The following is a 25,964-nucleotide window of genomic DNA, read 5'->3' as shown; positions in this document are numbered from 1 at the left end:
CTATTGGGTCAATATGAAATGAATCTCATTCCTTCTGGCGAATTGAATAGTTTTTCTGGGTCATGGTCGCGCTTGGCGACGCGCATGCCGCGCTGGGGCGGGGTGTCGCGGCCCCGTCGCCATTCGTCGGGCGATCCACTATCTATGCTCAGGGTTTCATGCGGCGGGCGGGTGCGTCCGGCCGGATCTGGATGTCGAGATGCTGTCGCAGCGGTGCCGCTACGCCCTGAAGGCGATGATCAACCTGGCGCGAGCCGAAGGGGCCTCGCGCGGGGTCAGCACCATCGCCGCCGAGGAGAACATCCCGCGCAAGTTCCTCGAGGCGATCATGTCGGACCTGCGCCGGGGCGAGCTCGTGGACAGCGCCCGCGGCAAGATGGGCGGCTACCGGCTGGCGCGGCCGGCGGACCTGATCACCTTCGGCCAGGTGATCCGCCTGATCGACGGCCCCCTGGCGCTGCTCGCGTGCGCCAGCCAGAACTTCTACAAGCGCTGCGACGACTGTACGGACGAGACGGCCTGCGTCCTGCGTCGCATCATGGCCAATGTGCGCAACGAGGTGTCCGAGATCCTCGATCGCACCACCCTGGCCGGCGCCCTGCGCGCGCCCGGCGCCGTGCATCCCCTGCTGCAGGACGACGCCGCGCCCGCGGCCTGATGGCTGCCGAGGCCGCGCCGTACGCGCCCTCTGCGTTCCGATTCTGCCGCCCTGAGAGCCGATGGTGGGCCGCTGTCTGTCAGCGGGTCTGGCATCGCGCGCAGAATTTCTTTCCCGAAGACACCGGGCATGCTCCATTGACATTCATATCAGTTCGATAGGAATAAAAGCCCAGGCCGGCGGCGCTCCTGTCCCGGCCTCGTCGCGGCGGGCGCTGCGACCGCAACCTGGGCCTGGAGCACGCCGTCGTGAGCACCGCCGAAATCCTTGATCGTCCGCAAGCCGCCGCCGGCGCGCGGCCGAAGTTCGTTCCGCGCCGGATCGTCATCGAGCCGGTGACGCCGGTGATCGGCGCCGAGATCTCCGGGATCGACCTTACCCGGCCGCTGGACGCCGAGACGGTGGACGAGATCCGCGCGGCGATCCGCGACTGGCGGGTGGTGTTCTTCCGCGATCAGCAGCTCAGCAACGACCAGCTCAAGGCCTTCGGCCGCCACCTCGGACCCCTGACCCCCGCCCACCCGATCTCCGAGGGCCTGGACGATCACCCGGAGATCTGGGAGCGCGCCGCCGACGAATACCGCGAGCGTCGCCGCAGCGACGAGACCCGCGCCGTCGGCCGCCGTCCGCCCCGCGACTACAAGGGCTGGCACATCGACATCACCTTCGTCGCCAACCCCAACCGCTATTCCATCCTCTACGGGACCGAGATCCCGGCGTTCGGCGGCGACACCCTGTTCGCCAACCTGGTGGCGGCCTACGAGGGGCTGTCGCCCGCCATCCGCACGCTGGCGGATGGGCTGAAGGCCGTGCACCAGACCTCGGCCTACGACGGCGGGGGCGGCGAGCGGCGGCTGCGCAAGGACGGTCGCAAGCCTGGTCCGTTCGCCTCGCTGCATCCGCTGGTGCGGGTTCACCCGGAGACCGGCGAGCGGGTGCTGTTCTTCAACGCCGGCACGGTGAGCCACTTCGAGGGCCTGAAGGAGCGCGAGGGCGCCTTCCTGATCGACCTGCTGTACACCGAAATCACCCGGCCGGAGTACCAGGCGCGCTTCCGCTGGCGGCCGAACTCGCTGGTGGTGTGGGACAACGCGGCGGTCAGCCACGCCGGCCCCATCGACTACGCCCACTTCGACCTGCCCCGCGTGGTGCGCCGCATCACCGTGGCCGGCGACCTGCCGCAAGGCGTCGACGGTTTCCGCTCGCAACCGCTCGAGGGCGAGCTGTTCAACGTTCTCGGCTGAACCGCTTCACAGCCGAGCACCTCGGGCGTCGTGGCCTTTAGTCTCCCCTTCAGGCTGCGGCGCCCGAACCTTCTTGCTTGAGACCGACAGGACGACCGGCATGGCGTCGACAAGAACCGGACTGGCCGCGATCGTCGGCGTGGCGCTCGCCGCCTCGGCGGTGGTGTTGCTGGGCGCGGCCAGGGACCATCGCGGCGTCTTCGCCCGGCCCGGCGACGCCGTCGCCCTCGGCGGCCTGCCGCTGTCTGCGCCGATCCCCGACACCGTGCCGCCCGGCGTCACCCTGACCATCGGCGATCCGACGACCCGCCGGGTGCTGGAACACACGGGCTGGATCAAGGACCTGCCGTTCCAGGTGAAGTGGGCCGAGATCACCGGCGGGCCCGCGGTGACCGAGGCGTTCCACGCCAGGGCGCTGGACGTCGGTTCGGTGGCCAACATCCCGCCGATCCACGCGGTCTGGGTGGGTATTCCGGTGAAGATCATCACCGTGCGGCTGCGGCAGGATCCGCAGGCGCACCCGCTGTACGTGCTGGCCGTCGCGCCGGGGGCGGGCGTGCGCAGCCTGGCCGATCTGAAGGGCAAGCGCATCGCCTACAGTCCCGGCCAGGTGCAGGGCGAGGTGGTGCTGCGCTCGCTCGAAGCCGCGCACCTAACCCGCGCCGACGTGACCCTGGTGGAGCTGCCGAGCACCGGCGGCGACCTCTACGTCAACGCCCTGGTCAGCCACATGGTCGACGTGGCCCCGATCGGCGCCGGCGCGGTGGCCAAGCACTATGTCGACGCCTACGGCCCGCAGGGCGCGGCGCTGATCCGCCACAGCGCCACCCGCGACGACCTCACCTGCCTCTATGTGCGCACCGAGACCCTGGCCGATCCGGGCAAGGCGGCGGCGCTGAAGGCCTATGTGAAGCTGTGGGCGCGGGCCAACGCCTGGATCGCCGCGCACCCGGACGAGTGGTCGCAGGTCTATTACCAGCAGAACCAGGGCCTCTCGCCCGCCGACGCCCGCTATGTCACCCAGACCAACGGCGTGCCCGACATTCCGCGCAGCTGGGACGAGGCGGTGCGCCTGGAGCAGGCGTCGCTCGACCTGATGGCGCGCGAGACCCGCCATCCCCGTTTCGACGCCGCCAGCCTGTTCGACCGCCGCTTCGAAGCCGTCGCCTGGCAGGCCGCCGCCGCGGAGGGCCGCAGCGCCCCCGCCGCCGGCCGCTGAAGGAGCCCCGCATGAACGCCCCCGTGACCAGCGCCGTGATCGGCGCCCAGCTGGAGGTGGCCGACGCCCTGCCGGGCGGCGCGCCGCTCGCCGGCCCGATCCCGCTGGGCCAGGCCTCCACCGGCCGGCCCGCGGCCCGGCGCGCCCGGCGGCTGGGCCCCGGCGAGGCGGTGCGCGGGGGGTGGCTGCTGGGCCCGTTCCTGCTGCTGCTGGCCTGGACCACCGGCTCGGCCGCCGGCCTGATCGACCCGCGCGTCCTGCCGGCGCCCTGGGTGGCGGTCACCACCGCCGGCGACCTGATCCGCGACGGCCGGCTGCAGGAGAACCTCGCCATCTCCGCCTGGCGGGCGGGGCAGGGGCTGGCCTGGGGCGTGGTGGTCGGCGTGATCGCGGCCCTCGCCGCGGGCCTGTCGCAGCTGGGCGGCTACGCCATCGACAGCCTGGTGCAGATCAAGCGCTCGATCCCGGTGCTGGCGCTGATCCCCCTGCTGGTGTTGTGGTTCGGCATCGGCGAGGGGATGAAGGTCACGGTGATCGCCCTGTCGGTGTTCACGCCGATGTACATCCAGCTGCACGCCGCCCTGCGCGGCCTCGACGTCAAGCACCTGGAGCTGGCCGAGACCCTCGGCCTGGGGCGCTGGGACTTCATCCGCCACGTGGTGCTGCCGGGCGCCCTGCCGGGGTTCATGACCGGCCTGCGCTTCGCGGTGCTGGGCGCGTGGCTGGCCCTGGTGGTGGTGGAGCAGCTGAACGCCACCAGCGGGATCGGCTACATGATCAACCTGGCGCGCACCTACGCCCAGTCGGACGTGATCCTGGTCGGACTGGTGGTCTACGCCCTCCTGGGACTGGTCAGCGACGCCGCCGTGCGCCTGGTCGAGGCGCGCGTGCTGGCCTGGCGGAGGACCTTCGCATGAACAACGCGCCCATCGTCCGCGTTCGCGCGCTGCACCGGCGCTTCACCCTGCGCGGGGTGCTGAACGGGGTCGACCTCGATATCCATCGCGGCGAGTTCGTCGCCCTGCTGGGGCGCAGCGGCTCGGGCAAGAGCACCCTGTTGCGCGCCCTGGCCGATCTCGATCACGAGGCCACCGGCTCCGGGACCGTCGACGTGCCGGCCAACCTGTCCGTGGTGTTCCAGGACGCCCGGCTGTTGCCCTGGAAGCGGGTGCTGGACAACGTGGTGCTGGGCCTGCCGGGCGCCGAGGCGCGCCAGCGCGGCCTGAAGGCGCTGGAAGAGGTGGAACTCGGCCACCGCGGCGGCTCGTGGCCCTACGAACTCTCCGGCGGCGAACAGCAGCGGGTGGCCCTGGCGCGCTCCCTGGCGCGCGAGCCGGCGCTGCTGCTGGCGGACGAACCGTTCGGCGCCCTCGATGCGCTCACCCGCATCCGCATGCACGCCCTGCTGCGAAGGTTGTCGGCGATCCACCGGCCGGCGGTGCTGCTGGTCACCCACGACGTCGACGAGGCCATCGCCCTGGCCGATCGGGTGGTGGTGCTGGAGGGCGGGCGGCTGGCGGCCGACATCGCCATGCCGCGCGGCGCGGACGGGCGGGTCGATCCGCTGGACGCCCGGCGGCTGAAGACCCGGCTGCTGACCCTGCTGGGGGTCACCGACCGGTTCGACGATCCCAAGGAGCTGCCGCCGCGCGACTACCAGCGCCCGCCGGTTCTGCCCGTGGACCGCGGCCTGGCGGGCATGGCCTGATCCGAACCCTGACGGTGACGGGACCGTTACGGCGCCCTTATGTCGCGCCGGACGATTCCGCATTTACCCGCCCGCTAGAATTGAGGGAGTATCCTCCGGCGTGGGATTGTTCGGGCTCGCGTCGACGGGCCATGCGGTGGGGCGCATGGACGGCAAGGCGTGGGACGGGTTGAGGAAGCTTTCGTCCGTGACAGCTGTGCCAGTGTCGCCGTCTTCGGCGATCGCGTCGGTTAACGTGGCCGTGCGCGACGGGGAGGTCCTGATCCTGGGCCTGACCCACGAACCGCTGAGCATCAGCGCTCAGACCGCCGAACGGCTGGCCCAGCGGCTGATGGACGCCGTCGCCGTGGCGCACGGCCAGCACCCCGGCCGCGCCCAGGCCTGACCCAGCTGCTGATCTCCCAGACCTGACGGCGCACCTCGCGTGATGCTGCGATGTCGCTTGCCCGAAATCGGGCAAGCGCGTTGTGTGGCGTCCGGACAAGCCGCATGAGGCCGGGATGTCGGATCTGAGCGACCTGGATGACCTGGCGGCCTATGTGGCGCGGTCCAGCGGGCTCGATCCTTCCACGGCAAGGCGGATCGTCGATGACATACTCAGCTACCTGGTCGAGAGTCCGGAGGACTTCGTGCGCCGGCGCCATGCCGCGCTCAGCCGCCTGGGGCATCGCAACGAGGCGATCTATCCGCGCATCGCGCGCGAACTGGCCCAGCGCCGCTTTCCCGCCGCGCCCTACAGCCTGCGACAGATCCGCCGGATCATCTACGGCTGAGACGCCCGCCGCGCAGGAGGCCTGCTGATGTGCGGCATCGTCGGCTATGTGGGCGCCCGCGCCGCCCAGCCGCTGCTGATGGAGGGCCTGCGGCGGCTGGAATACCGGGGCTATGATTCCGCCGGCATCGCGGTGGCCGAGGGCGGCCGGCTGTCGGTGGCCAAGCGCAAGGGCAAGGTGCGCGAGCTGGACGCAGCCCTGCCGGCGGCCGGCTTTTCCGGCGCTGTCGGCATCGCCCATACCCGCTGGGCCACGCACGGCGAGCCGAGCGACGCCAACGCCCACCCGCACCTGGACGCCACCGGCCGGATCGGCGTCGTGCACAACGGCATCATCGAGAACGCCGCGGCGCTGAAGCAGCGCCTAGCGGCCGAGGGCGTGACGTTCGCCTCGGAGACCGACACCGAGGTGCTGGCCCACCTGATCGCCCGTCGCCCGGAGCCGTCGCTGGTGGAGGCGGTGCGGGCGGTGCTGGCCGAGGTCAAGGGCGCCTACGGCCTGGCGGTGATCGACGCCGCTCGACCCGGCGCCCTGGTGGCGGCGCGCAATGGCGGGCCGGTGGTGGTGGGCGTGGGCGAGGGGGAGGGGTTCATCGCCTCCGACGCCGCGGCGCTGATGGGGCATGCCCGCTCGATCGCGCACCTGGACGACGGCGAACTGGCCGAGGTCCGCGCCGACGGCTTCACCGTGTTCACGCTGGAGGGAACGCAGACCGTCAAGGCGCTCAGCGAACTCTCGGGCGACGCCCTGGCCCTGGAAAAGGGCGACTACGCCCACTTCATGCGCAAGGAAATCGACGAACAGCCGGCGGCGGTGCGGCGCACCCTGCTGGGCCGCTTCGACCGGCGTTTCGCCACCGCCCACCTCGGCGGCATCGAAATGGCGGCGCGCGAGATGCTCGACATCCGGCGCGTGAAGATCCTGGGCTGCGGCTCGGCCTGCCACGCCGGCATGGTCGGCGCGCACCTGATCGAGCAGCTGGCCCGCATCCCGGCCCACGCCGAGCCGGCCTCGGAGTTCCGCTACCGCAACCCGGTGATCGAGCCCGACACCCTGTATGTGGCGGTCAGCCAGTCCGGCGAGACGTTCGACACCCTGGCGGCCATCCAGGAGGTCAAGCGCAAGGGCGGCCGGGTGCTGGGCATCGTCAACGCCGTCGGCTCGACCATCGCCCGCGAGTGCGGCCGCGGGGTCTACCTGCACGCGGGGGCCGAAGTGGCGGTGGTGTCCACCAAGACCTTCACCTCCACCTGCACGGCCTTCGCCCTGCTTGCCCTGCAGCTGGGGCGGGTGCGCGACCTGTCGGCGGCGGCCGGAGCGCGGCTGGTGGCGGGCCTCGACGCCCTGCCGGACCAGATCGCCGGGATCATCGCCCGCGAGGCTGAGCTGGCGGCCCTCTCCGCCCGGCTGGCCGGGGCCGAGCACGCCTATTTCCTGGGCCGCGCGGCGAGCTTCCCGATCGCCGTGGAAGGGGCGCTGAAACTCAAGGAAGTCAGCTATCTACACGCCGAAGCTTATGCGGCGTCAGAGCTGAAGCATGGCCCGCTGGCGCTGATTTCGCCCGACACGCCGACGGTGATGCTGCTGCCGGACGACGATCTGCTGGCCAAGAACCTGTCGACCGTCGCCGAGGTGCGCACGCGGGGCGGGCCGGTGCTGGCGGTGACCCAGCCAGGGGTTTCGCTGGAGGGGGTGGAGGCGGCGTTCGCGGTCCCGGCCTGCGAGCCGGAGTTGGCCCCGCTGCTGCTCAATATCCCGCTGCAGCTGATCGCCTACCAAGTGGCCCAGGGTCTCGGCCGCGACATCGACCAGCCGCGCAACCTGGCCAAGTCGGTGACGGTGGAGTGAGCTGTTCGGCGACAGCTTCTCGATTGCCGCCGCCTTCCAAGGGATCGTTGCGCAGTCCGGTCGGGGACACCCATCCGGCCTGCCGCGCCAGCATCGGCCGCGTCCCGATTGGCGCCCCCACCCCTGACCCCTCCCCGCAAGGGGGAGGGGAACTAAGCGACCCCGGAAGGGTGGGCGCGGGTCAACCGGACGCCGCCAGCAGCTCCAGCGTCTTCGGGTCCGGCTGGCCGCCATAGAACCGCGCCAGCGCGCGCTGGAATACCGGCTCGTCCGGCTCGATGGCGCCGAACAGGGTCACGCACGAGCGGAATTTCAGGTCGTCCGGCGTGCCGAACACCTGGGTGGCGCTGCGCTCAGGGATCTGCGTGGCCAGGGCGACCAGCTGCTTCAGCCGCGGGCCGAGCACGGGGTGGGCCATGAACGCCTGCGCTTCCGCGCGGCTGCGGATCGCGTAGCCCTGGGACATGATGCTGGCGCCCAGGCCGGCGAACTGCGGAAACACGTACCAGATCCAGTGGCCGCGCTTGCGGCCCTCGGCCAGCTCGGCGCGCACCTGGTCCAGCACGTCGTCCTGCGCCTCCTCGAAGCGGATCAGGTCGAACGGGTCTTCGGGCGTCGGCATGCCGCCTCCTGTCTGCGCGGGCCGACACTAGAGCACGTCAGCCGATGCGGGGCAGGATGATTTCCTCCACCGCGCGGGCGAAGCCTTCGGCGGTGTTGGCGGCGGTGACGGCGAGGGCCTCGGCCTGCACGGCGGCCGGGGCCTGGCCCATGGCGACGGAGAGCCCGGCGACCTGGAACATCGCCACGTCGTTGGCCATGTCGCCGATCACCGCCGTGCGCGCCGGATCGACGCCCAGACGGGCGCAGAGGGCCAGCACCGCCGAGCCCTTGTCGGCGCCGCAGGGGGTGATGTCGAGGTAATAGGCCTGCGAGCGGCTGGCCGAGCCCGCGGGTCCCAGGGCCTCGCGCACGGCGGCCTCGGCGTCGGCCAGGCGGGCGTGGTCGTCGCTGACCCCGACGATCTTGCCCACCGCGTCCAGGCGCTGGTCCAGCCGCGACACCACCAGCGGATCGAAGCCGACGGTGCGCTGCTCCAGCCCGACGCGCGGGCCGTGTGGATCGGTGATCAGCCAGTCGGCGCCATCGAACACCCAGGCCGAGACTCCGTGCGCCTCCAGCACGGCCAGCGCCTGGCGCGCCGGATCCGGCGGCAGGCTGATGCGGCGCAGGGGCTCCAGCTCGGCCGAGACGATGGCGCCGCCATTGAAGGCCGCGAAGGGCAGGGCGACGTCCAGCGCCCGGGCGATCGCGGCCATGCCGCGCGGGGGGCGGCTGGAGACCAGGGTGAAGCGGGCGCCGGCGGCCCGCAGCGCGGCGACCGCGGCGGCGGCGCGGGGCGTAATGGTCTTGTCTGGCGTCACCAGGGTGCCGTCGATGTCGGAGACGACGAGGTCGATGTCGCCGGCCATCGCCGCCGCCTCAGGCGCGGCGGGGGAAGCGGGCGTAGAGGTCGGCCATCACGCCCACGGCGTGTTCGGCCTCGGCGCGGTCGGGGACCTCGTGGTCGTTGCCGTAGCCCTTCATGTCGCCGCCCTCCAGGGCCTGCACCACCATGCCGTCGCGGCGCGGCAGCACGTTCACGTCGCGATAGAAGACGCCGTAACGCACTTCCGGCTGCGGGATCAGCCAGGCGATCTGGCCGCGCACCGGGGTGATGCTCTCGTCCTTCCACAACGCCCGGGCGCCGTAGCCGGTGCAGTTGATCACCACCTTTTCCGGCAACTGGGCGATTTCCGAAGGATCGTGGAACTCGCGGTGCTCGATGCGGCCGCCTGCCGCCAGGAAGTCGGCGATCAGCGTGTGCCCGTAGTCGGCGATGTTGAACATCAGCGTCGAATTGCGGCTGACGTGCGCCACCGGAAACGGTGTCGACCCCGGCCGCAGGATCTCGCGGCGCGGCGTCAGGTCGGCGATGCGCTCGCCATAGCTGGCGAAGCCCAGCGGGTCCGGCGGCTCGGCCTGCGGCCCGTCATCGGCCAGCACATAGTGGTCCACCCACTCCACCGGCGTTCCGGGCAGGCCGAGGAACCGGCGATAGGTCTTGAACGAGATGCGCGCCATCTCTTCCCACAGCGCGCCGAACTTCGGTCCCGCGGCCGAGGTGAGGGCGATGCGGCTGTCCGGCGTCCAGCTTCCCGTGGCCCGCGACGAGCGTGTGTCGGGCAGCAGGTCCTTGCAGTAGATCGTCACCTGCGCGCCGGCCTGCTGCGCCAGGGTGGCGGAGGTCAGGCCCAGGGCGCCGCAGCCGATCACGGCGACGCGCTGTGGGCTGCCCGCCATAGCCTTGCGCACAGCCATGGTCGACGAGCCCCACGACAGCGACCAGCCGGAGCCGCCGTGGCCGTAGTTGTGCACCACCAGGGTGTCGCCCACCGTCTCGGTGTCCAGTCGCGGCCCGGCGGCGCGGAACGGCCGCAGACAGACGGTGATGTCGAACAGCCGGTCGGCGCGGGCGCGGATCGGCGCCAGCTCCGGGACGAACGGCGGGCCGACCTGCGGCGCGGGCAGGCCGGCGGCGGTCAACGGCCGCGCCGCGGGCGCCGTGGCGCAGGCGCCCAGCCCCACCGATCCCAGGCCAAGCGCGCCGAGGCTCGCCGACGCCCCGATCAGGCGCCGGCGGTCGAGGGTGAGGTTACGCGGCACGGTCGGGGGCCTGGCCTCAGGCCATGGCCGGCTGGCGGGCGAACATGCGGGTCAGGCGGCCGGCGACGATCTCCTCGGCCTCGCGCACGATCCGCTCCACCAGCTCCTTGCAGGTGGGGATGTCGTGGATCAGGCCGGCGACCATGCCGCACGACCAGCCCCCGGCGTCCATCTCGCCATTGACCATGATCCGCGGATAGACCCCGGCCACCTCCTCGGCGATGTCGGCGAAGGACAGGGACGCGCCCTTTTCCTTCTCGATCACCAGCAGCTTCTCCACCGCCGCATTGGTCAGCACCCGCTCGGTGTTGCGCAGCGGGCGCATGATCAGCCGGGTGTCCAGCTCGGAGGCGGCGACGATGGCCTGTTTCACGTTCTCATGCACCGGCGCTTCCTTGGTGGCGATGAAGCGGGTGCCCATGTTCATGCCTTCCGCGCCGAGGGCCAGGGCGGCGACCAGCGAGCGGGCGTCGGCCATGCCGCCGGAGGCGACGAACGGGATCTTCAGCTCCTCGGCCGCGCGCGGCAGCAGGATGAAGTTGGGCACGTCGTCCTCGCCGGGGTGGCCGCCGCACTCGAAGCCGTCGACGCTGACCGCGTCGCAGCCGATCGCCTCGGCCTTCAGCGAGTGGCGCACCGAGGTGCACTTGTGGATCACCTTTACGCCGGCTTCCTTCAGCGCGGGCATCCACTTCTGCGGGTTGTTGCCGGCGGTCTCGACGATCTTCACCCCGCCGTCGATGATCGCCTTCACATAGCCGGGGTAGTCCGGCGGCGTGACCGCCGGCAGGAAGGTCAGGTTCACGCCGAACGGCTTGTCGGTCATCTCCCGGCAGCGGGCGATCTCCTTGGCCAGCAGCTCCGGCGTGCGCTGGGTCAGGCCGGTGATGATGCCCAGGCCCCCGGCGTTGGACACCGCCGCCGCCATCTCGGCCAGGCCGACGAAGTGCATGCCGCCCTGGATGATCGGGTGCTCGATGCCGAAGAGTTCGGTGATGCGGGTCTTCATGGGTTCGTCCCTGGGATTGTCTTGGCCGGCCGATCGGCCGCGGATCAGGGGGCGACTTTAGCGGCGCCGTCGCACGGGTCGAGAGGGGATCGCCGCAACCTTGGCCGCGGCGGGGCGTTTCCCTGGCGCTGGGGCGCAAGGGTCGAGGAGGTTGTCATGGAATCCGAAGGTTATTCGCCGGTGCGCCTGGTGATGATCGGCGTGCTGGGCCTGATGGAACTGGGCGTGCTGATCTTCGCGGTGGCGATGATCGGCGACTTCCTGAAAGGTTAATCCGGCGCGGCGGCCTCAGGCCGGCCGGTCCTTGGCCGCCAGCTCCGCCTCCCAGCCGAACACGCTTCTGCCGCCATAGTCGGGCGACCTCGCCCGTTCGCTGGCGATCAGGGCGTCCACCGACGGTCCGGCCACGCGGCCTTCCAGCCGCCGGGCCTGGGCGTCGAGGCGGCGGATCGCATCCAGCCGATCGGACTGGCCCAGGCGCGCGTGTCCGACCGCGGCCTTCAGTACACGGATGGTCTCGTCATAGACCGTGATCGGCACCGGGAACGGGTGGCGGTCCTTGCCGCCGTGGGCGAACGAGAACCGCGCCGGATCGGTGAAGCGGCAGGGGGCGCCGTGGATCACCTCGGCGACCAGAGCCAGGGCCTCCACCGTCCGCGCGCCCACCTTGGGCGCCAGCAGCAGCTCGGCGAAGTCGGCCGGCGCGCGGTCCGCCGCCGCCGCCAGGTTGGCCTGCAGGCGCCGCGCCACCACGTCCTCGGCGCGCACGTCATGATGCTCCGGCAGCACCAGATGCGGCAGAAGACCCTGGGCGGGCTCGGGATCCGGCCGCCGGGCGGCTCGGGTCGCGAGCCGGGCGTAGGCCTGGCTGACGCCGTCGGGACCCAGTGATCCCAGCAGGTCCAGCTGGCGCGAGCGCGAGGCCTCGGCGCGGCGGTCGGTGAGGTTGACGATGGCGCCCTGGTTCTGGCCCTCGATGGCGGCGTGCGGGGCGTCGACGAAGCTCGTCAGGCCCTCCGAAAGCCAGTGATACCGGCGCGCCTGGCGCGAGCCGCCGTTCATGCCCTGCTGCACCACCACCCAGCGCCCGTCCTCGGCCAGGATGAAGCCGTGCAGATAGAGGTCGAAGCCGTCCTGCACCGCGGCGCTGTCGACCTTGGCCACCAGCCGGCTGGTGCGCGACAGGGCCGCGCCGTCCAGCCCCAGGCGGTCCGACACGGCGACCAGTTCGTCGGGCGTCCGGCGCGAGTGGCGCCCCCGTCCGCCGCAGACGAACAGGCCCAGCTCCGCCTCGCGCGGCTTCAGACCGCGCTTGAGCGCGCCCAGCACGCTGGTGGTGATGCCGGACGAGTGCCAATCCATGCCCATCACCGCGCCGAAGCACTGGAACCAGAAGGGATGCGCCAGGCGCCGCAGAAGTTCGTCGCGGCCGTACTCGGCGACGATCGCCTCGCTGATGATCACCCCGAGCGCGCTCATCCGCTCCGCCAGCCAGGCGGGCACCCGGCCGCCGTGCAGGGGAAGATCGGCGCTGCCGCTACGTTGGCTCATCGGACGACGGCTGACATGTTCGCCGATTGTTCTAGCAGATCGCGGCGCGCGTCGCTACGCGTTCTCCGCCGTTCGGCGGCCTGCGGCCACGGCGGCGACGGCGCGGGCCAGGTCCTCGATCTGGTAGGGCTTGGGCAGGATGGTGAAGGCGGCATCGGATCTGGCGGCGGCGTCGCTGTAGCCGCTGGCCAGCAGCACCGGGAGCTGCGGGTGGAGAACCCGCAGTCGCTCGGCCAGCCCCAGGCCGTCCATCTCCCCGGCCATGACGATGTCGCTGAACACCAGGTCGGGCAGGGGGTTCTCCGTCAGCCAGCCCATGGCCTCGTCGGCGCTGTTCACCAGCCAGGGGGTGTGGCCCAGCTGGGCCAGCAGTCCGGCGGCGACCTCCGCGACATCTGGGTTGTCTTCCACCACCAGAATGTCCAGGCCCGCGGGCGCCGTCGCCAGGGGTTCCGCGGCCGCGGAGCACGGCTCGTCCGTCGCCCGGGGCAGAAACAGGCGGATGCGCGTGCCTTCGCCGAGCGTGCTGTCCACCGTCACCCGTCCCCCGGACTGCTGGGCGAAGCCGTAGACCTGGGACAGGCCCAGGCCCGTGCCACGGTTCACCGGCTTGGTGGTGAAGAACGGCTCGAACACCTTGGGCAGGATGTCCGGCGGTATGCCCTGGCCGGTGTCGGCGATGGTGAGCACTACGAAGTCGCCTGTGAGCTCCAGCCCCTGAACCTCGTCGGATGCGGCGTTGCCCGCCGAGATCGAGAGGGCCCCGCCCTGGGGCATCGCGTCTCGGGCGTTGACCGCCATGTTCAGCAGCGCCAGCTCCAGCTCGCCGGAATCCACCTGCACCGGCCAGACATGTTCGGGCAGATCCAGGTTGACCCGGATCATCGAGCCCACCGAGGCCAGGATCAGCTCGCGCAGCCCCGCCTGCCGCTCGTCCAGCCGCAGCGGCGCCGGCTGCAGCCGCTGGCGGCGGGCGAAGGCCAGCAGGTGACGGGTCAGGTCCTGGCCGCGGCGCGCGGCCGCGTCGATCGAATCCAGTCGGCGCAGCATCACCGGATCGCTGGCGGCCCTGTCGCGCAGCAGCTGCGCCTGGCCGCCAACCACCATCAGCAGGTTGTTGAAGTCGTGCGCCACGCCGCCGGTCAGCTGGCCCACCGCCTCCAGCTTCTGCGCCTGGGCGAGCCGGTCATGCGCCCGCTGCAGGTCTAGCTGGGTGTTGCGCCGCTCTGTGATGTCGCGGGTGATCTTGGCGAAGCCCAGGTGCTCGCCGGTCTCGTCCCGGATGGGGTCGATCACCACGCTGGCCCAGAAGCGCGAACCATCCTTGCGCACCCGCCAGCCCTCGGCCTCGAAGCGGCCCTTTTCCAGCGCCGTCGCCAGCGCCCGCTGCGGCGTCCCGGCGGCGCGGTCCTCCTGCGTGTAGAATGCCGAGAAATGCCGGCCGACGATCTCGTCGGCGGCGTAGCCCTTGATGTTCTGCGCCCCGGTGTTCCAGCTGACCACGTGTCCCTGGCGGTCCAGCATGTAGAGGGCATAGTCCACCACATTGGCCACCAGCAGGCGGAACTGCCGCTCGGAGGCGTCCTCGCGCCGGGCCTCCTGACGCCGGCGTTCGGAAATCTCGCGCAGGATGGCCAAGCGCCGGCCGCCGCTCAGCTGGCGGGTGTTGATCTCCACGTCGACCAGGGCGCCGTCCTTGCGCCGCAGCCGCCACTCGTCCAGCGTCTCGCTTCGACCGCGGTCGACGTGCAGCCGGTCGATGTCCTCGACGCGGACAAGGTCCAGCACGGCCGTCTCCAGCAGTTCCTCGGTCGTGTAGCCCAGCAGGGCGGCGGCGGCCGGGTTGGCCCGCAGGATGCGCCCCTGACCGTCGGTGATGGCGATGGCGTCGCCGGCGCAGTCGAACACCTCGCGCAGGTCTTCCTCGCGCTGACGGGCGCGGGTCTCGGCGTCGGCCTGGACGCTGATGTCGGTGTTGGTGCCGAACCAGCCGGTGAGGCGGCCGGCGCTGTCGCGCAAGGGCGCCACCCGGGTGATGAAGGGCCGCAGCTGACCGTCGCGGCCGCGCAGGGGGAACACCATCTCCGCCGCGCCCCCCGCCCGGCGCACCTCGTCCCAGCGCGCGTTCACCCGCGGCAGCACCGCCCTGTCGTGCAGCGGGGCCAGCCCCTGGCGCTCGATCGCGCCCACGTCGAAGCCGGTGTAGTCAAGCCAGGCGTCGTTCACCCAGATGATCTGGCCGGCGGGGTCGGATATCCAGCAAGGCGTAGGCAGGCTCTGTGCGAGCTGCCTGAACGGCAGTTCGTCGTTGGTGACCCCCTGGGGCCCGCGTTCGGCCAACAACATTCCTCTCGCGCCGTCCCCGGTGACACCCGGAGCCAACGCGCGGCGTCGACGGCGGTTCCCGGACGGCGCAGGGCGAAGCCCGCCCCGATCCGTGCGGACCGGAACAGGCTTTGGGGCCGACGCCCGGGGGCTAGCTCTTGATGAACGCCAGCAGGTCGGCGTTCAGCACGTCGGCGTGCACCGTCAGCATGCCGTGCGGATAGCCGGGGTAGATCTTCAACGCGCCGTTCTTCAGCAGCTTGGCCGAGAGCACGCCGGCATCCTGGTAGGGCACTATCTGGTCGTCGTCGCCGTGCAGCACCAGGGTCGGCGCGTCGATGGCCTTGAGATCCTCGGTGAAATCGGTTTCCGAGAAGGCCTTGATGCAGTCGTAGTGGGCGTTGGCCGCGCCCATCATCCCCTGGCGCCACCAGTTGTCGATCACGCCGGGATAGATCGTCGCGCCAGGCCGGTTGAAGCCGTAGAACGGGCCGGCCGCCACGTCGCGGAAGAATTGGGCGCGGTTGCCGGCCAGGGCCGTGCGGAACCCGTCGAACACCTCCATGGGCAGGCCGCCCGGGTTGGCGGCGGTCTTCAGCATGATCGGCGGCACGGCGCTGACCAGCACCGCCTTGGCGACCCGGCCCTTGTCGGCCCGGGCGACGTAGCGCGCCACCTCGCCGCCGCCGGTGGAATGGCCAATGTGGACGGCGTCCTTCAGGTCCAGCGCCGCGGTCAGCTCGGCGACGTCCGCGGCGTAGGTGTCCATGTCGTGTCCGCCGGACGTCTGGCTGGAGCGGCCGTGGCCGCGGCGGTCGTGGGCGATCACCCGGAAGCCCTGATGCAGGAAGAACAGCATCTGCGCGTCCCAGTCGTCGGCGCTCAGCGGCCAGCCGTGATGGAAGACGATGGGCTGGCCCGACCCCCAGTCCTTGTAGAAGATCGTGGTCCCGTCCTTGGTCTTGATCTCGCTCATCGGGTCGGCTCCTGCAGGGAAAAGGGCGCGAGGCTGGCGCTTCGGCTGTGGCGGCTATCGGCTGCGCGGGGCCGCCGGTCTTGGAGAACCGAAGCGGCGTTTGTCGCCCCGCGCCGCGGCGGCCGATACCCTGGTCTGGGGCCAGCGCAGAAAGAGGGCGCTGGCGGGACTGTCGCAAGGGCTTCAAGATCGGTCCGCATAGAGGCGGCTTGCGACGCGTTTGGGGGCGGAACGATGGCGGGACAGGGGGCGGATCGGGGCGCTGAACGCAGGACATTCCTCAAGGCGGCCGGCGCTGCGGCGCTAGGCTCGGCGCTGTCGGGGACCATCGACCGGGCGCTGGCCCTGCCGGCGCGGCGAGGCGGCGGCACGATCGGCGACCTGGAGCACGTGGTGATCCTGATGCAGGAGAACCGCTCGTTCGACCACTATTTCGGGACCTTGCGCGGCGTGCGCGGCTTCGCCGATCCCCGGCCGCTGCGGCTGCCGGGCGGCGCCAACGTGTTCCACCAGCCCCGCTCGCCCGGTTCCGCGGAGGTGGTGACGCCGTTCCACCTCGACGCGGCGGCCACCCGCGCCCAGAGCCTGCACAGCCTGGACCACAGCTGGAAGGGCAGCCACGACCTCTGGAAGCGGCACGACGCCTGGATCGCGGCCAAGACCGACCTGACGATGGGCTATTTCACCCGCGCCGACATCCCCTTCTACCACGCCCTGGCCGACGCCTTCACCGTCTGCGACGCCTACCACTGCTCGATCTTCGGACCGACCAACCCCAACCGGATGTTCCTGTTCACCGGCACCAGCGGCCTGGCGGCGGGCGCCGACGGCCCGCAGGTGGTGGCCAATCCGCCCGACGAGCTGAACGAGACGGCCGATCCGGCCAACGACGCCAAGGCCTTCGCCGCCTATCGCTGGCCGACCTACGCCGAGCGGCTGCAGGCGGCCGGCGTCTCCTGGCGGGTCTACCAGGAGTTCGACAACTACGGCGACAACGCCCTGGCGTACTTCGAGACGTTCCGTGGCGTCGGTCCGGGCCATCCGCTGTTCGACCGCGGACGGGCCTGGGCGGACGGCGCCAACGCCGGCAACGCCAAGACCTCTGACGGCGAGCACCTGGTCGCCGCCTTCGCCCGCGACGTGGCCGCCGACCGCCTGCCTCAGGTGTCGTGGATCGTCCCCCCGTACAAGCTGTGCGAACACCCCTCGGCGACGCCTGCCGCGGGCGAGCACCTGACCGCCCGGCTGATCGCGGCCCTGACCGCCAACCCCGAGGTGTGGGCCAAGACGGCGCTGATCGTGAACTACGACGAGAACGACGGCTTCTTCGACCACATGCCGCCGCTGGTCCCACCGACCGGCGGCGCGCCTGGACGCAGCACCGCGGCGCTGGACGGCGAGACCTACCACGGCGTGCCGGTAGGCCTCGGACCGCGCGTGCCGATGCTGGTGGTCTCGCCCTGGACCAAGGGCGGCTGGGTCAACTCCCAGACCTTCGACCACACGTCGGTGATCCGCCTGCTGGAAACGCGGTTCGGGGTGGCTGAGCCGCAGATCACCCCCTGGCGGCGCACGGTCACCGGCGATCTGTCCAGCGTGTTCGACTTCGCCGCCCCCGACCGCGGCCCGCGCGCCGCGCTGCCGGACGCGTCGGTCCTGCCGGCGCGCGCCACGGCGCAATCGGCCCTCCCGGAGCCGAAGGCGCCCGCCCAGGCGCAGGCCCTGCCGTCGCAGGAGCCCGGCGCGCGGCCCGCGCGGCCGCTGCCCTACGCCTTCGACGCGTGGATGGAACGCCGGGGCGGGACGCTGGCCCTGACCATCGCCAACACTGGCGCCGCGGGGGCCGGCTTTGCCCTCTATCCCGCCGCGGCGGGCGGGCCGGGGCCGTGGTTCTACGCCGTGGACGCCGGCAAGAGCCTGACGGACAGCCTGCCGATCGAGAGCGCCTACGACCTGACCCTGCACGGCCCGAACGGGTTTCTGCGGCAGTTCGGCGGCGCGGGCGCCGAGCCCCTCTCCGCACGGCTGCGCGACTCCGTGGGCGGCGTCCTGCGCGTGGACGTGGCCAACAGCGGTCCCGCGCCCGTGGCGGTTCGGGCGGTCAACGCCTACGGCGGCCAGGTCCGCACCGCACGACTGGCGCCAGGCGCGAAAGCCACGCTGTCGTGGCCGCTGGCGCCGCATGGCCACTGGTACGACGTCACGGTGAGCGTGGCGGGCGACGCCGGCTTCCTGCGCCGCTTCGCCGGCCATATCGAGACCGGCCGGCCCAGCCGCAGCGACCCCGCTCTGGCGTGGAGCCGCCCCGCCTCCGCCTGAGCCGGCCGGCCGCGTTGACCCGACGCAAGGCTTCCGTGGCGGCTACTGGACGGGGCCGCGCCGCGCGGCGATGGTGACCGCACGCGGCGCGACAGACGCTGCGGGCAATCGCGGGAGCGACACGTGCAGGCCTACGACCTGGTCATCGTCGGCGGCGGAATCGGCGGCTCGGCCCTGGCCACGGTGATGGCCGAGGCGGGGCGGTCGGTGCTGCTGCTGGAGGCCACCGACGTCTATCAGGACAAGGTGCGGGGCGAATGGATCGCGCCCTGGGGCGTGGCCGAGGTGCAGCGCCTGGGGCTCTACGACCGGCTGATGGCCGCCGGCGGCCACCACATCACCCGCCACGTCACCTATGACGAGACCCGCGCCCCGGAGGACGCCGAGGCGACGGCCCTGCCGCTCGGCATCTTCCGCGAGGGCGTGCCGGGGCCGCTGTGCCTGCGCCACCCGATCCACTGCCAGACCCTTTTCGACGCCGCCAAGGCGGCGGGGGCCACCGCCCTGCGCGGCGTCAACGTGATGTCGGCCACGGGCGGGCCCGATCCGACGGTGGTCTACGAGCACGACGGTCGGACCGTCGAGGCGCACGCCCGCCTGCTGGTCGGCGCCGACGGGCGCACCTCGCAGGTGCGCGAGGCCGCCGGCATCGTCCTGCACCAGGACAAGCCGCACCACTGGTTCGCCGGCCTGCTGGTGGATGGCGTCGAGGGCTGGGACCCGACCCTGCAGGCGATCGGCACCGAGGGCGACTTCGGCTTCCTGGCCTTCCCGCAGGGCGAGGGGCGGGTGCGGGTCTACGGCGGCTATCCGTTGGACCAGGCCCAGCGCTTCAAGGGCCCTGACGGGGCGCGGCGGTTCCTGGACGCCTTCGCCATGGCGTGCAGCCCGGGCAACGCCGCCCTGGTGGCCGGCGAGCCCGCGGGGCCACTGTTCAGCTATTTCAACGCCGACAGCTGGACCGACGAGCCGTTCGCGCCCGGCGTGGTGCTGGTAGGCGACGCCGCGGGCTGGAACGACCCGATCCTGGGGCTGGGCCTGTCGATCACCTATCGCGACGTGCGCATCGTCAGCGACCTGCTCAAGGCCTCGGACGACTGGCGCGCCGTCGACTTCTCCAGCTACGCCCAGGAACGGGCCGAGCGCATGCGCCGCCTGCGCTTCATCGCCGGGCTGCAGGCCGCGGTGGACATGGAGTTCGGCGAGGCCGCCGCCGAGCGCCGGCGCAGCCTGTTCGAACGGGGCGCCGCCGACCCCAGCCTCAAGGCGCACGGCCTGGGGGTGATGGCAGGGCCGGAGATGCTGCCGCCGGAAATGTTCACCGAGGAGCACCGCGCCCGGGTGCTGGGCGGCTGAGCGGAGACCTGAAGATGACCGCCACTGTCGACATCGCCGACTACAACGCCCGCTGGCTGCAAGCCTGGACGGCCAAGGACGTCGACGCCCTCTGCGGCTTCTACGCCGAGGACTGCGTGTTCAAGGACCCTCAGACGCCGGCCGGCCTGACCGGCCACGCGGCCCTGCGCCCCTACCTGACGCAGCTCTTCGCCAGCACCCCGGCGATGACCTACGCGCCCGACGAGGTCTGGCCGATCCCCGGCGGCTTCTGTGGGCGCTGGTACTGCGACATCGCCGGCGGCGGGCGCATGCGCGGCTTCGACCTGGTGATCCTCGACGGCGACCGCATCGCCCTGAACGAGGTCTACATCCACATGCTCGGCGGCGCATGAGCGGCTCATCGGCTCCCGACATCCGCCGGCCCGAGGCGGTCGACGCCCGCTGGCTGACGCAGGTGCTGCAGGCCGCCGGCGTCGACGCCGTGGTCGGCAACTTCACCGCCAAGGGGGTGGGCACCGGCCAGATCGGCGACAGCGTGCGCTTCCGGCTGGACTACGAACGCGGCGGTGACGCCGCCCCCGCCTCACTGGTCGGCAAGTTCCCGGCGGCGGGTGAGGAGAGCCGCAACACCGGCGTCGCCCTGGGCAACTACCTGCGCGAGGTGCGCTTCTATCAGCAGCTGGCGCCCAAGGCGCTGATCGCCACGCCGCGCTGCTATTTCGCCGACGTCGACGAGGCCACCTCCGACTTCGTGCTGATGATGGAGGACCTCGCCCCCGCCGAACAGGGCGACCAGCTGGCCGGCGTCAGCCTGGACCAGGCGCGCCTGGTGGTGGTCGAGGCCGCCCGGCTGCACGCTTCGCACTGGGGCGACGACGGGTTGGACCAGATCCCCTGGGTGCAGGGTTCGAAGGCCGCGCCGCCGAGCATGGTGCAGGACGAGATGGTCGCCGCGCTGTGGGAGGGCTTCAAGGCGCGCTACGATGGCCGGCTCGAGCCGCGCTGGATCGAAGCCGGAGACTGGCTGTCGCGGCGCTTCACCCAGTTCGGCGGCGGCCACGACGGGCCCCGCTGCCTGACGCACAACGACTTCCGGCCGGACAACATGATGTTCGCCACCCCGGCCGGCGGCCGTCCGGTGACGGTGCTGGACTGGCAGTCGTTCTCCTACGGCGCGGGCGCCACGGACGTGGCCTATTTCCTGGCGGGCGCCTTGCCGGCCGAGGTGCGCCGCGCGCACGAGGCGGACCTGCTGGGGCTGTATCTGCAGACCCTGACCAGTCTCGGCGTCACCGGCTACGCCATGACCGACCTCAGGCGCCACTACGCCCGCGGCGCCTACCTGCTGTTCGCCACCGCCTTCTTCGCGGCGATGATCGTCACCCAGACCGAGCGCGGCGACCGCATGTTCCTGCAGATGCTGGGCAGCGCGGCCGAGCACATGTGGGACCACGGGGTGGTCGGCTGAGGAGGGCTTAGTCGCGGTAGCGGACCAGGGCGTCGCCGAGGGCCGCCTTCAGATCGTCCAGCCAGGGTTCGTAGCGGGTCCACTGGTCCAGGCCGTCGCGGAAGATCGGCTGGCGGACCTGTTCGGCGCTGGGCGTGCGCACGGCCCGCCGGGTCTTGTGGAAGTCGACGCAGCCTGGCTCGAAGGGCAGGGCGCAATGGTCGAGGATGCGGCGCACGCTGCCCTCGAGGTCGTCGACCACGTCCTCGTGCTGCACCCGCAGGATCCGGCCCGGCAGCGCCTCGTCCCAGTGCCGCATCAGCTCGAGATAGGTACGGTAATAGCGGGCGATATCGTCGACGCTGTAGGTGAATTCCTGGCCCTGGGCGTAGAGCTGCTTGAGGTTGGAGAAGCAGCAGGACATCGGATCGCGACGGGCGTCGATGATCCGGGCGTTCGGCAGCATCAGGGCGATCAGGCCGATGTGGCGGAAATTGTTGGGCATCTTGTCGATGAAGAACGGCCGGTCCGTGCGGTAGGCGCGGGTCTCTTCCAGGTACCGCGCGCCCAGCGCGCGCACCGCGTCCGGCGAAAGCTGGCCGAGCGCGTGCGGATAGCGCGGCTGGCTCCCCTCCGGCTCGGGCCCCTGCAGGTCCAGCACGATGCGCTGAACGTTGGACAGCTCCAGGGTGCCCTCGACCTGGGAATGCGACGCCAGGATCTGCTCGATCAGCGTCGAGCCGGACCGCGGCAGGCCCAGCACGAAGATCGGGTCCGGGCGCGGATCGCCCCAGCCGGCGCGGTCGGCAAAGAAGGCGCGGGTGCAGACCTGTTTCTGGCGGGCGGTGTTGTCCTCGATGATCTCGGGCGCATACCGGCTCTCGGCGCGCTTCAGCGCATTGCCGCGGCTGTAGAACGCCCAGGACGCCTCGGGCTCGCCGCGGTCCTCCAGCGCCTTGCCCAGGGCGAAGCACAGGTGCAGGCGGTCGGTGAGGGCAGTGCTCGGCGCAGCCTCCCCGGCGCGCATGCGGGCCAGCTCCTCGTCGGTGAAGCGATAGGTCTTGAGGTTCGCCAGGCTCCAGTAGGCGTCGCCGAAGTCCGGCCGGGCGGCGGCCGCGGCGCGGTAGGCGGCGATCGCCTCGGGGATCTGGCCGATGGTCTTGTACGCGTGGCCCATCCACAGCGGCACGTCCCACGATGACGGCTGCAGCTGCAGCATCCTTTCGTAGATCGCCAGCGCCCGCGCGTTCTGTCCCAGGCCCACCTCGGCCGTCGCCGCCAGGGTCAGGTAGTCCGGATTGGCCGGATCCTGGGCCAGCAGGGTCTGCGCCTCGGCGCGGGCCTCGGCGTGCTTCTGGCGCCTGATCAGCGTCTGGGCGTAGTCGTAGCGGGCGGCGTGATAGGTCGGCAGCCGGGCCAGCACCCCTTCCAGCAGGGCCTCGGCGTCGTTCAGCACGTCCAGTTCGATGCCGATCCTGGCCAGCAGGCGCATGCCTTCCGGATCGTCGCCGTGCCGGCGCAGGTAGGGGCGGATGATCTGCTCGGCCAAGCCGACGTCGCCGTCGGAGAAGTGCGAGGTCGCGGCGACGACCTCCGGGGCCAGGACCTTGAGGGTCTCCACGTGCGCCTCGGCGAGGGCTTCGTTCTGCGCGTCGCCGGTCATCCGGTAGAGCCCGGCCAGCATGTTCCAGCTGGCGGGCAGGGCAGGATTGATGTTCACCGCGATCAGCAGGCTCCGGATCGCGTTCGGCGCGTCCCGGCGGGCGACGAAGCCCATGCCCCGTTCCTGATGCAGCCGGCTGAAGCGCGGCGCGACCTGCTCCAGCTCGTCCAGGGTCTGCATCGCCGCATCGACCTGGCCGAGGCAGCGCTGGCTGGTCGCGGCCAGCAGCAGCACGTCGCGGTTCTGCGGCACGCTCGCCTTCAGCGCCAGGGCGCCGGCCAGGGCTTCGGCATGGCGCCCACCCTGCTGCAGCTGCCGCAGGCGGCCGACTTCCAGTTCGGTGGGGGACTTGGCGAGGGCTTGCATGGCTCAGGACGCGAAAGAGGCGGGCGTTTCCACCCGCCCCTCAGGCTGCTCTAGAGACGTTATGTGACGACTAGAACCGTTCGCTGACCTTGATGTTCACCGTCCGCGGACGGAGCGGCACCTCCGCCTTGATGAACTGGCCCGACGAGATGAAGGTCGGGGCGTGCGAGTTCAGCAGGTTCGCGCCCACCAGCTCGACCCGCCAGCGATCCCGGCTGAGGCCGATCGAGGCGCCCATGGTGCCGTAGGCCGGGATCTCGTAGCGCAGGTAGGTGGTGGTCGGCACCGCCTGCGAGGGATCGTTGCCGGAGATGTAGTTCTCCGGCTCGTTGAACTGGGTGCTGGTGTAGCTGCCGTCCAGGCTGACCCAGGCCTTGAGGTTGTTGGCCAGCGTCCAGTCGTAGCGGACCCGCAGGTTGAACTGCAGCTTCGACGAGAAGGCCGAGATGCCGCCCTGCACGCCGAACGGGTTCGGATAGGCGTTCCCCTTCACCGTGGTGATGCATTTGCCGAAGGTCGGCGAGGTGGGGATGTTGCTGATCAGGCAGGGCGAATTGATCTGCCGGTTGTCGTTGTAGGCGCCCGATCCCTGGAAGGTCAGCTGCTCGGTCACCCGGGCGATGAACTGGGCCTCGACGCCGTTGATCTGGTAGCTGGCGCCGTTGGTGGTGAAGGTCGAATTGCCCAGGCAGCAGGGCTGGTAGAGGGCGATCTGGCTGTCGCTCCAGATCATGTGGTAGCCGGTCAGGTTCAGCTGCACCCGGTGGTCGAACAGCTCGGACTTGATGCCGAACTCGTGGTTGACCAGGGTGTCTGGGGCGTACGAGACGGGCTTGGCGAACTGGTAGTCCTTGCCGCCGGCGGTGAGCGGCGCCTTGATTTCCGAATAGCGGTTGAAGCCGCCCGGCCGGAAGCCCTCGGAATAGGTGTAGTAGAACATCATCGAGTCGGTCGGCTTCCACTGGATGCCGAAGCGGCTGGAGAAGCCCGAGTAGTTCACCTTCAGGTGCTCGGCGTCGATGTTGGCCTTGGCCGGGCAGACCGGCACGTTCAGGCAGTTGGTGGCCGTGTGGTAGATCGAGCCGGTCTCGAACTCGTCGTAGCTGTAGTGCCGGAAGCCGGCGGTGATCGTCAGCACCTTGGGGATGATGTCGTAGTCCAGCTGGGCGAAGACGGCGGTCTGGTTGTAGCCGCGCTGGGTGTCGTCGCCGTAGCCCACCATGTCGCCCTTGACCCCGGGCTCGTTCATGGTCGACCCGGGCGCCGGGGCGTCGTTGCCGACGCAGGGGGCGCCGCCGGCCAGGGCCGCGGCCAGGATCGAGGGGTTCTGGCAGGACGGGATGGTCTTGTAGTCGAAATCCATCACGTCATAGATGCGCATCTGCTCGTAGAACGCGCCGGCCACGCCGCGCAGGCGCCACTCCGACGGGGTGCTGATCCGCGCCTCGTTGCTCAGGTGCGTGGAGTGCACCTTGTCGTGCCAGTAGGTGACCGGCGAATAGCACTGCGCCGGGACGCCCGGGCCGGCGCCGAAGCCGCCGTTGTTGCCGCCGGTGCACTCGTAATACTGGCCGTACAGGGTGCGCGAGTAGTTGGTGTAGTCGTTCTGCTGGGTGACGTGCCGGTCGGTGTAGGCGCCGGTGTAGATCAGGTTGAACTGGCCGACCTTGCCGTTCACGGTCCAGGCGGTGTTCTCGTACTTGTCGCGGTTGTAGGTCGGCACGAAGGCGGTGACCTCCAGCGGCTTGAGCACCTGCTGGTCCGAGCCGAGCGGATAGGAGGTCGACAGCCCCTCCGCGTCCAGGTTCTGGATGCTCTCGGTGATCAGCACGTCCCAGTCGGTCGCCGGCTTCCAGCGCAACGACACGCGCCCGCCGGTGGTGGTGACCGGGTTCTGCGCCTTGCTGGCCAGGGCGAAGTTGTTGGCCTGGGTGGTGTGCGCCGGCAGGCAGAAGCCGGTGCTGGGGTTCGGCCGGCCGCCGTCCGGGCAGAAGCCGCCGGTGGGGAACACGCCGATATAGGTGTTGTTGTCGAGCTGTTCGTTGCGGGTGAAGGTGCTGGGCACGTTGTCGATGTAGCCGCCCTGGCGGTCGTCGTAGACCACCGCCCGCACCGCCAGCTTGTCGGCGATGATGGGGAAGTTGCCGATCGCCACGATGCTGTCGTTGTGGCTGCCGTGCGCGGTCAGGCCGTAGCTGCCCTCGACGCTGCCCTCGAATTCGTCGAAGCGCGGCTTGTTGGTGATGTAGCGCAGGGCGCCGGCCTGGGCGCCGCCGCCGAACAGGGTTCCTTGCGGGCCTTCCAGGACCTCGACCCGCTCCATGTCCGCCAGGTAGATGTCCGGGCTGCGGCCCGGGAACTGCATCGACTGCTCGTCCAGATAGACCGCCACATTGGGGAAGTTGCCCACGGTGGCGTAGGACTGCTCGCCGGCGCGGCCGGTGCTGAGGCCGCGCATGTAGACTTGGCCCTGGCCGGCCCCCGGCGCCGAATAGACCACGTTTGGGGTGTAGCGCAGGATCTCGTCGAGGGTGGTGATGTTCAGCTGCTTGATGGTCTCGCTGCCGAAGGCCTGGACGGTCATCGGCACGGTCTGGGCCGTCTCCTCGCGGCGCTGAGCGGTGACCGTGACTTCCTGGATGGCCGTGTTGGCGTTGTCCGCGGCGACGTCCGCGGCCGCGGCGAACGCCGTCCCGCCGCCGAGGCCGCTCAGCAGCGCCGCCGCCGCACATGAAACCGTAAGCCGAACTCTCATGACACTTGTCCCCCTCTTGGCCCGGGCACAGCCGCGCGCGGCCGGCGGGGGTTGGGAGC

At 71.0% G+C, this 25,964-nt stretch carries 21 protein-coding genes; 12 read left to right on the top strand and 9 right to left on the bottom strand.

The features are described 5' to 3' along the window. The first annotated feature begins 199 nt into the window (after nucleotides 1-199). From ACO2Q3_RS09920 to glmS, 8 genes are all read left to right on the top strand, one after another. The gene (locus ACO2Q3_RS09920) at nucleotides 200-658 is read left to right on the top strand and encodes an RrF2 family transcriptional regulator (RefSeq protein ID WP_423306403.1); all 459 of its coding nucleotides are present in this window, start codon (nucleotides 200-202) and stop codon (nucleotides 656-658) included. Between the two features lie 248 nt (nucleotides 659-906). After that, a complete protein-coding gene (locus tag ACO2Q3_RS09915) occupies nucleotides 907-1,902 on the top strand; it encodes a TauD/TfdA dioxygenase family protein (protein ID WP_423306402.1) in 996 nt (331 codons plus the stop codon). A gap of 100 nt (nucleotides 1,903-2,002) precedes the next feature. Continuing rightward, nucleotides 2,003-3,121, top strand: coding sequence for an ABC transporter substrate-binding protein (locus ACO2Q3_RS09910; RefSeq protein ID WP_423306401.1), 1,119 nt, complete (start codon nucleotides 2,003-2,005; stop codon nucleotides 3,119-3,121). A gap of 11 nt (nucleotides 3,122-3,132) precedes the next feature. After that, complete coding sequence (locus ACO2Q3_RS09905; protein ID WP_423306400.1) at nucleotides 3,133-4,038, top strand: ABC transporter permease; 906 nt, start codon at nucleotides 3,133-3,135, stop codon at nucleotides 4,036-4,038. Then, complete coding sequence (locus ACO2Q3_RS09900; protein ID WP_423306399.1) at nucleotides 4,035-4,829, top strand: ABC transporter ATP-binding protein; 795 nt, start codon at nucleotides 4,035-4,037, stop codon at nucleotides 4,827-4,829. Before ACO2Q3_RS09905 ends, ACO2Q3_RS09900 begins: the two co-directional genes overlap by 4 nt. 187 nt (nucleotides 4,830-5,016) lie before the next feature. Then, on the top strand, nucleotides 5,017-5,214 hold the full coding sequence (locus ACO2Q3_RS09895; RefSeq protein ID WP_423306398.1) for a hypothetical protein: 198 nt from the start codon (nucleotides 5,017-5,019) through the stop codon (nucleotides 5,212-5,214). 115 nt (nucleotides 5,215-5,329) lie between these two features. After that, complete coding sequence (locus tag ACO2Q3_RS09890) at nucleotides 5,330-5,602, top strand: hypothetical protein (protein WP_423306397.1); 273 nt, start codon at nucleotides 5,330-5,332, stop codon at nucleotides 5,600-5,602. Nucleotides 5,603-5,629: 27 nt separating this feature from the next. Continuing rightward, nucleotides 5,630-7,450, top strand: coding sequence for a glutamine--fructose-6-phosphate transaminase (isomerizing) (gene glmS, locus ACO2Q3_RS09885; protein WP_423306396.1), 1,821 nt, complete (start codon nucleotides 5,630-5,632; stop codon nucleotides 7,448-7,450). A gap of 181 nt (nucleotides 7,451-7,631) precedes the next feature. Here the strand turns inward: glmS and ACO2Q3_RS09880 are convergent, their stop codons facing one another. The 7 genes from ACO2Q3_RS09880 to ACO2Q3_RS09850 all read right to left on the bottom strand — a co-directional run bounded on the left by ACO2Q3_RS09880 (nucleotide 7,632) and on the right by ACO2Q3_RS09850 (nucleotide 16,017). Further along, entirely contained in the window at nucleotides 7,632-8,072 is a 441-nt protein-coding gene (locus ACO2Q3_RS09880) for a DUF1810 domain-containing protein (RefSeq protein WP_423306395.1), read from the bottom strand. A gap of 37 nt (nucleotides 8,073-8,109) precedes the next feature. Then, the gene (locus tag ACO2Q3_RS09875) at nucleotides 8,110-8,922 is read right to left on the bottom strand and encodes an HAD family hydrolase (RefSeq protein WP_423306394.1); all 813 of its coding nucleotides are present in this window, start codon (nucleotides 8,920-8,922) and stop codon (nucleotides 8,110-8,112) included. Nucleotides 8,923-8,932: 10 nt separating this feature from the next. Beyond that, nucleotides 8,933-10,156 (bottom strand): FAD-dependent oxidoreductase, encoded by a 1,224-nt coding sequence (locus ACO2Q3_RS09870; RefSeq protein ID WP_423306393.1) that lies wholly within the window; start codon nucleotides 10,154-10,156, stop codon nucleotides 8,933-8,935. Nucleotides 10,157-10,172: 16 nt separating this feature from the next. Beyond that, the gene (locus ACO2Q3_RS09865; protein ID WP_423306392.1) at nucleotides 10,173-11,165 is read right to left on the bottom strand and encodes an NAD(P)H-dependent flavin oxidoreductase; all 993 of its coding nucleotides are present in this window, start codon (nucleotides 11,163-11,165) and stop codon (nucleotides 10,173-10,175) included. Nucleotides 11,166-11,453: 288 nt separating this feature from the next. Further along, entirely contained in the window at nucleotides 11,454-12,716 is a 1,263-nt protein-coding gene (locus tag ACO2Q3_RS09860) for a DUF763 domain-containing protein (RefSeq protein ID WP_423306391.1), read from the bottom strand. A gap of 54 nt (nucleotides 12,717-12,770) precedes the next feature. Beyond that, on the bottom strand, nucleotides 12,771-15,056 hold the full coding sequence (locus tag ACO2Q3_RS09855; protein WP_423306390.1) for a PAS domain S-box protein: 2,286 nt from the start codon (nucleotides 15,054-15,056) through the stop codon (nucleotides 12,771-12,773). Between the two features lie 136 nt (nucleotides 15,057-15,192). Then, the gene (locus ACO2Q3_RS09850; protein WP_423306389.1) at nucleotides 15,193-16,017 is read right to left on the bottom strand and encodes an alpha/beta fold hydrolase; all 825 of its coding nucleotides are present in this window, start codon (nucleotides 16,015-16,017) and stop codon (nucleotides 15,193-15,195) included. A gap of 234 nt (nucleotides 16,018-16,251) precedes the next feature. Here ACO2Q3_RS09850 and ACO2Q3_RS09845 point away from each other — a divergent pair, with 234 nt between their 5' ends. From ACO2Q3_RS09845 to ACO2Q3_RS09830, 4 genes are all read left to right on the top strand, one after another. After that, nucleotides 16,252-18,336 carry a phosphocholine-specific phospholipase C gene (locus ACO2Q3_RS09845; RefSeq protein ID WP_423306388.1) on the top strand — a complete coding sequence of 695 codons (2,085 nt, stop codon included), beginning with the start codon at nucleotides 16,252-16,254 and terminating at the stop codon, nucleotides 18,334-18,336. 123 nt (nucleotides 18,337-18,459) lie between these two features. Next, the gene (locus tag ACO2Q3_RS09840; RefSeq protein WP_423306387.1) at nucleotides 18,460-19,692 is read left to right on the top strand and encodes an FAD-dependent oxidoreductase; all 1,233 of its coding nucleotides are present in this window, start codon (nucleotides 18,460-18,462) and stop codon (nucleotides 19,690-19,692) included. A 14-nt stretch (nucleotides 19,693-19,706) separates the two neighbouring features. Beyond that, the gene (locus tag ACO2Q3_RS09835; RefSeq protein ID WP_423306386.1) at nucleotides 19,707-20,066 is read left to right on the top strand and encodes a YybH family protein; all 360 of its coding nucleotides are present in this window, start codon (nucleotides 19,707-19,709) and stop codon (nucleotides 20,064-20,066) included. Beyond that, nucleotides 20,063-21,142 carry a phosphotransferase gene (locus ACO2Q3_RS09830; protein WP_423306385.1) on the top strand — a complete coding sequence of 360 codons (1,080 nt, stop codon included), beginning with the start codon at nucleotides 20,063-20,065 and terminating at the stop codon, nucleotides 21,140-21,142. Before ACO2Q3_RS09835 ends, ACO2Q3_RS09830 begins: the two co-directional genes overlap by 4 nt. 7 nt (nucleotides 21,143-21,149) lie before the next feature. Here ACO2Q3_RS09830 and ACO2Q3_RS09825 read toward each other — a convergent pair whose 3' ends face one another. After that, complete coding sequence (locus ACO2Q3_RS09825; protein ID WP_423306384.1) at nucleotides 21,150-23,150, bottom strand: tetratricopeptide repeat-containing sulfotransferase family protein; 2,001 nt, start codon at nucleotides 23,148-23,150, stop codon at nucleotides 21,150-21,152. 70 nt (nucleotides 23,151-23,220) lie between these two features. Further along, complete coding sequence (locus ACO2Q3_RS09820; protein WP_423306383.1) at nucleotides 23,221-25,905, bottom strand: TonB-dependent receptor; 2,685 nt, start codon at nucleotides 25,903-25,905, stop codon at nucleotides 23,221-23,223. Nucleotides 25,906-25,964 lie beyond the last annotated feature (59 nt).

This window comes from Caulobacter sp. KR2-114 (assembly GCF_049446115.1).
Taxonomy (GTDB): Bacteria; Pseudomonadota; Alphaproteobacteria; order Caulobacterales; family Caulobacteraceae; genus Acaudatibacter.
This window is presented reverse-complemented; position numbering and strand designations above follow the sequence as displayed.

Coding starts and splice junctions, on each gene's coding strand:
- ACO2Q3_RS09835 (WP_423306386.1), top strand. CDS start 19,707: ATGACCGCCACTGTCGACATCGCCGACTACAACGCCCGCTGGCTGCAA.
- ACO2Q3_RS09845 (WP_423306388.1), top strand. CDS start 16,252: ATGGCGGGACAGGGGGCGGATCGGGGCGCTGAACGCAGGACATTCCTC.
- ACO2Q3_RS09910 (WP_423306401.1), top strand. CDS start 2,003: ATGGCGTCGACAAGAACCGGACTGGCCGCGATCGTCGGCGTGGCGCTC.
- glmS (WP_423306396.1), top strand. CDS start 5,630: ATGTGCGGCATCGTCGGCTATGTGGGCGCCCGCGCCGCCCAGCCGCTG.
- ACO2Q3_RS09860 (WP_423306391.1), bottom strand. CDS start 12,716: ATGAGCCAACGTAGCGGCAGCGCCGATCTTCCCCTGCACGGCGGCCGG.
- ACO2Q3_RS09900 (WP_423306399.1), top strand. CDS start 4,035: ATGAACAACGCGCCCATCGTCCGCGTTCGCGCGCTGCACCGGCGCTTC.
- ACO2Q3_RS09920 (WP_423306403.1), top strand. CDS start 200: ATGCTGTCGCAGCGGTGCCGCTACGCCCTGAAGGCGATGATCAACCTG.
- ACO2Q3_RS09905 (WP_423306400.1), top strand. CDS start 3,133: ATGAACGCCCCCGTGACCAGCGCCGTGATCGGCGCCCAGCTGGAGGTG.
- ACO2Q3_RS09825 (WP_423306384.1), bottom strand. CDS start 23,150: ATGCAAGCCCTCGCCAAGTCCCCCACCGAACTGGAAGTCGGCCGCCTG.
- ACO2Q3_RS09890 (WP_423306397.1), top strand. CDS start 5,330: ATGTCGGATCTGAGCGACCTGGATGACCTGGCGGCCTATGTGGCGCGG.
- ACO2Q3_RS09830 (WP_423306385.1), top strand. CDS start 20,063: ATGAGCGGCTCATCGGCTCCCGACATCCGCCGGCCCGAGGCGGTCGAC.
- ACO2Q3_RS09820 (WP_423306383.1), bottom strand. CDS start 25,905: ATGAGAGTTCGGCTTACGGTTTCATGTGCGGCGGCGGCGCTGCTGAGC.
- ACO2Q3_RS09865 (WP_423306392.1), bottom strand. CDS start 11,165: ATGAAGACCCGCATCACCGAACTCTTCGGCATCGAGCACCCGATCATC.
- ACO2Q3_RS09875 (WP_423306394.1), bottom strand. CDS start 8,922: ATGGCCGGCGACATCGACCTCGTCGTCTCCGACATCGACGGCACCCTG.
- ACO2Q3_RS09850 (WP_423306389.1), bottom strand. CDS start 16,017: ATGAGCGAGATCAAGACCAAGGACGGGACCACGATCTTCTACAAGGAC.
- ACO2Q3_RS09880 (WP_423306395.1), bottom strand. CDS start 8,072: ATGCCGACGCCCGAAGACCCGTTCGACCTGATCCGCTTCGAGGAGGCG.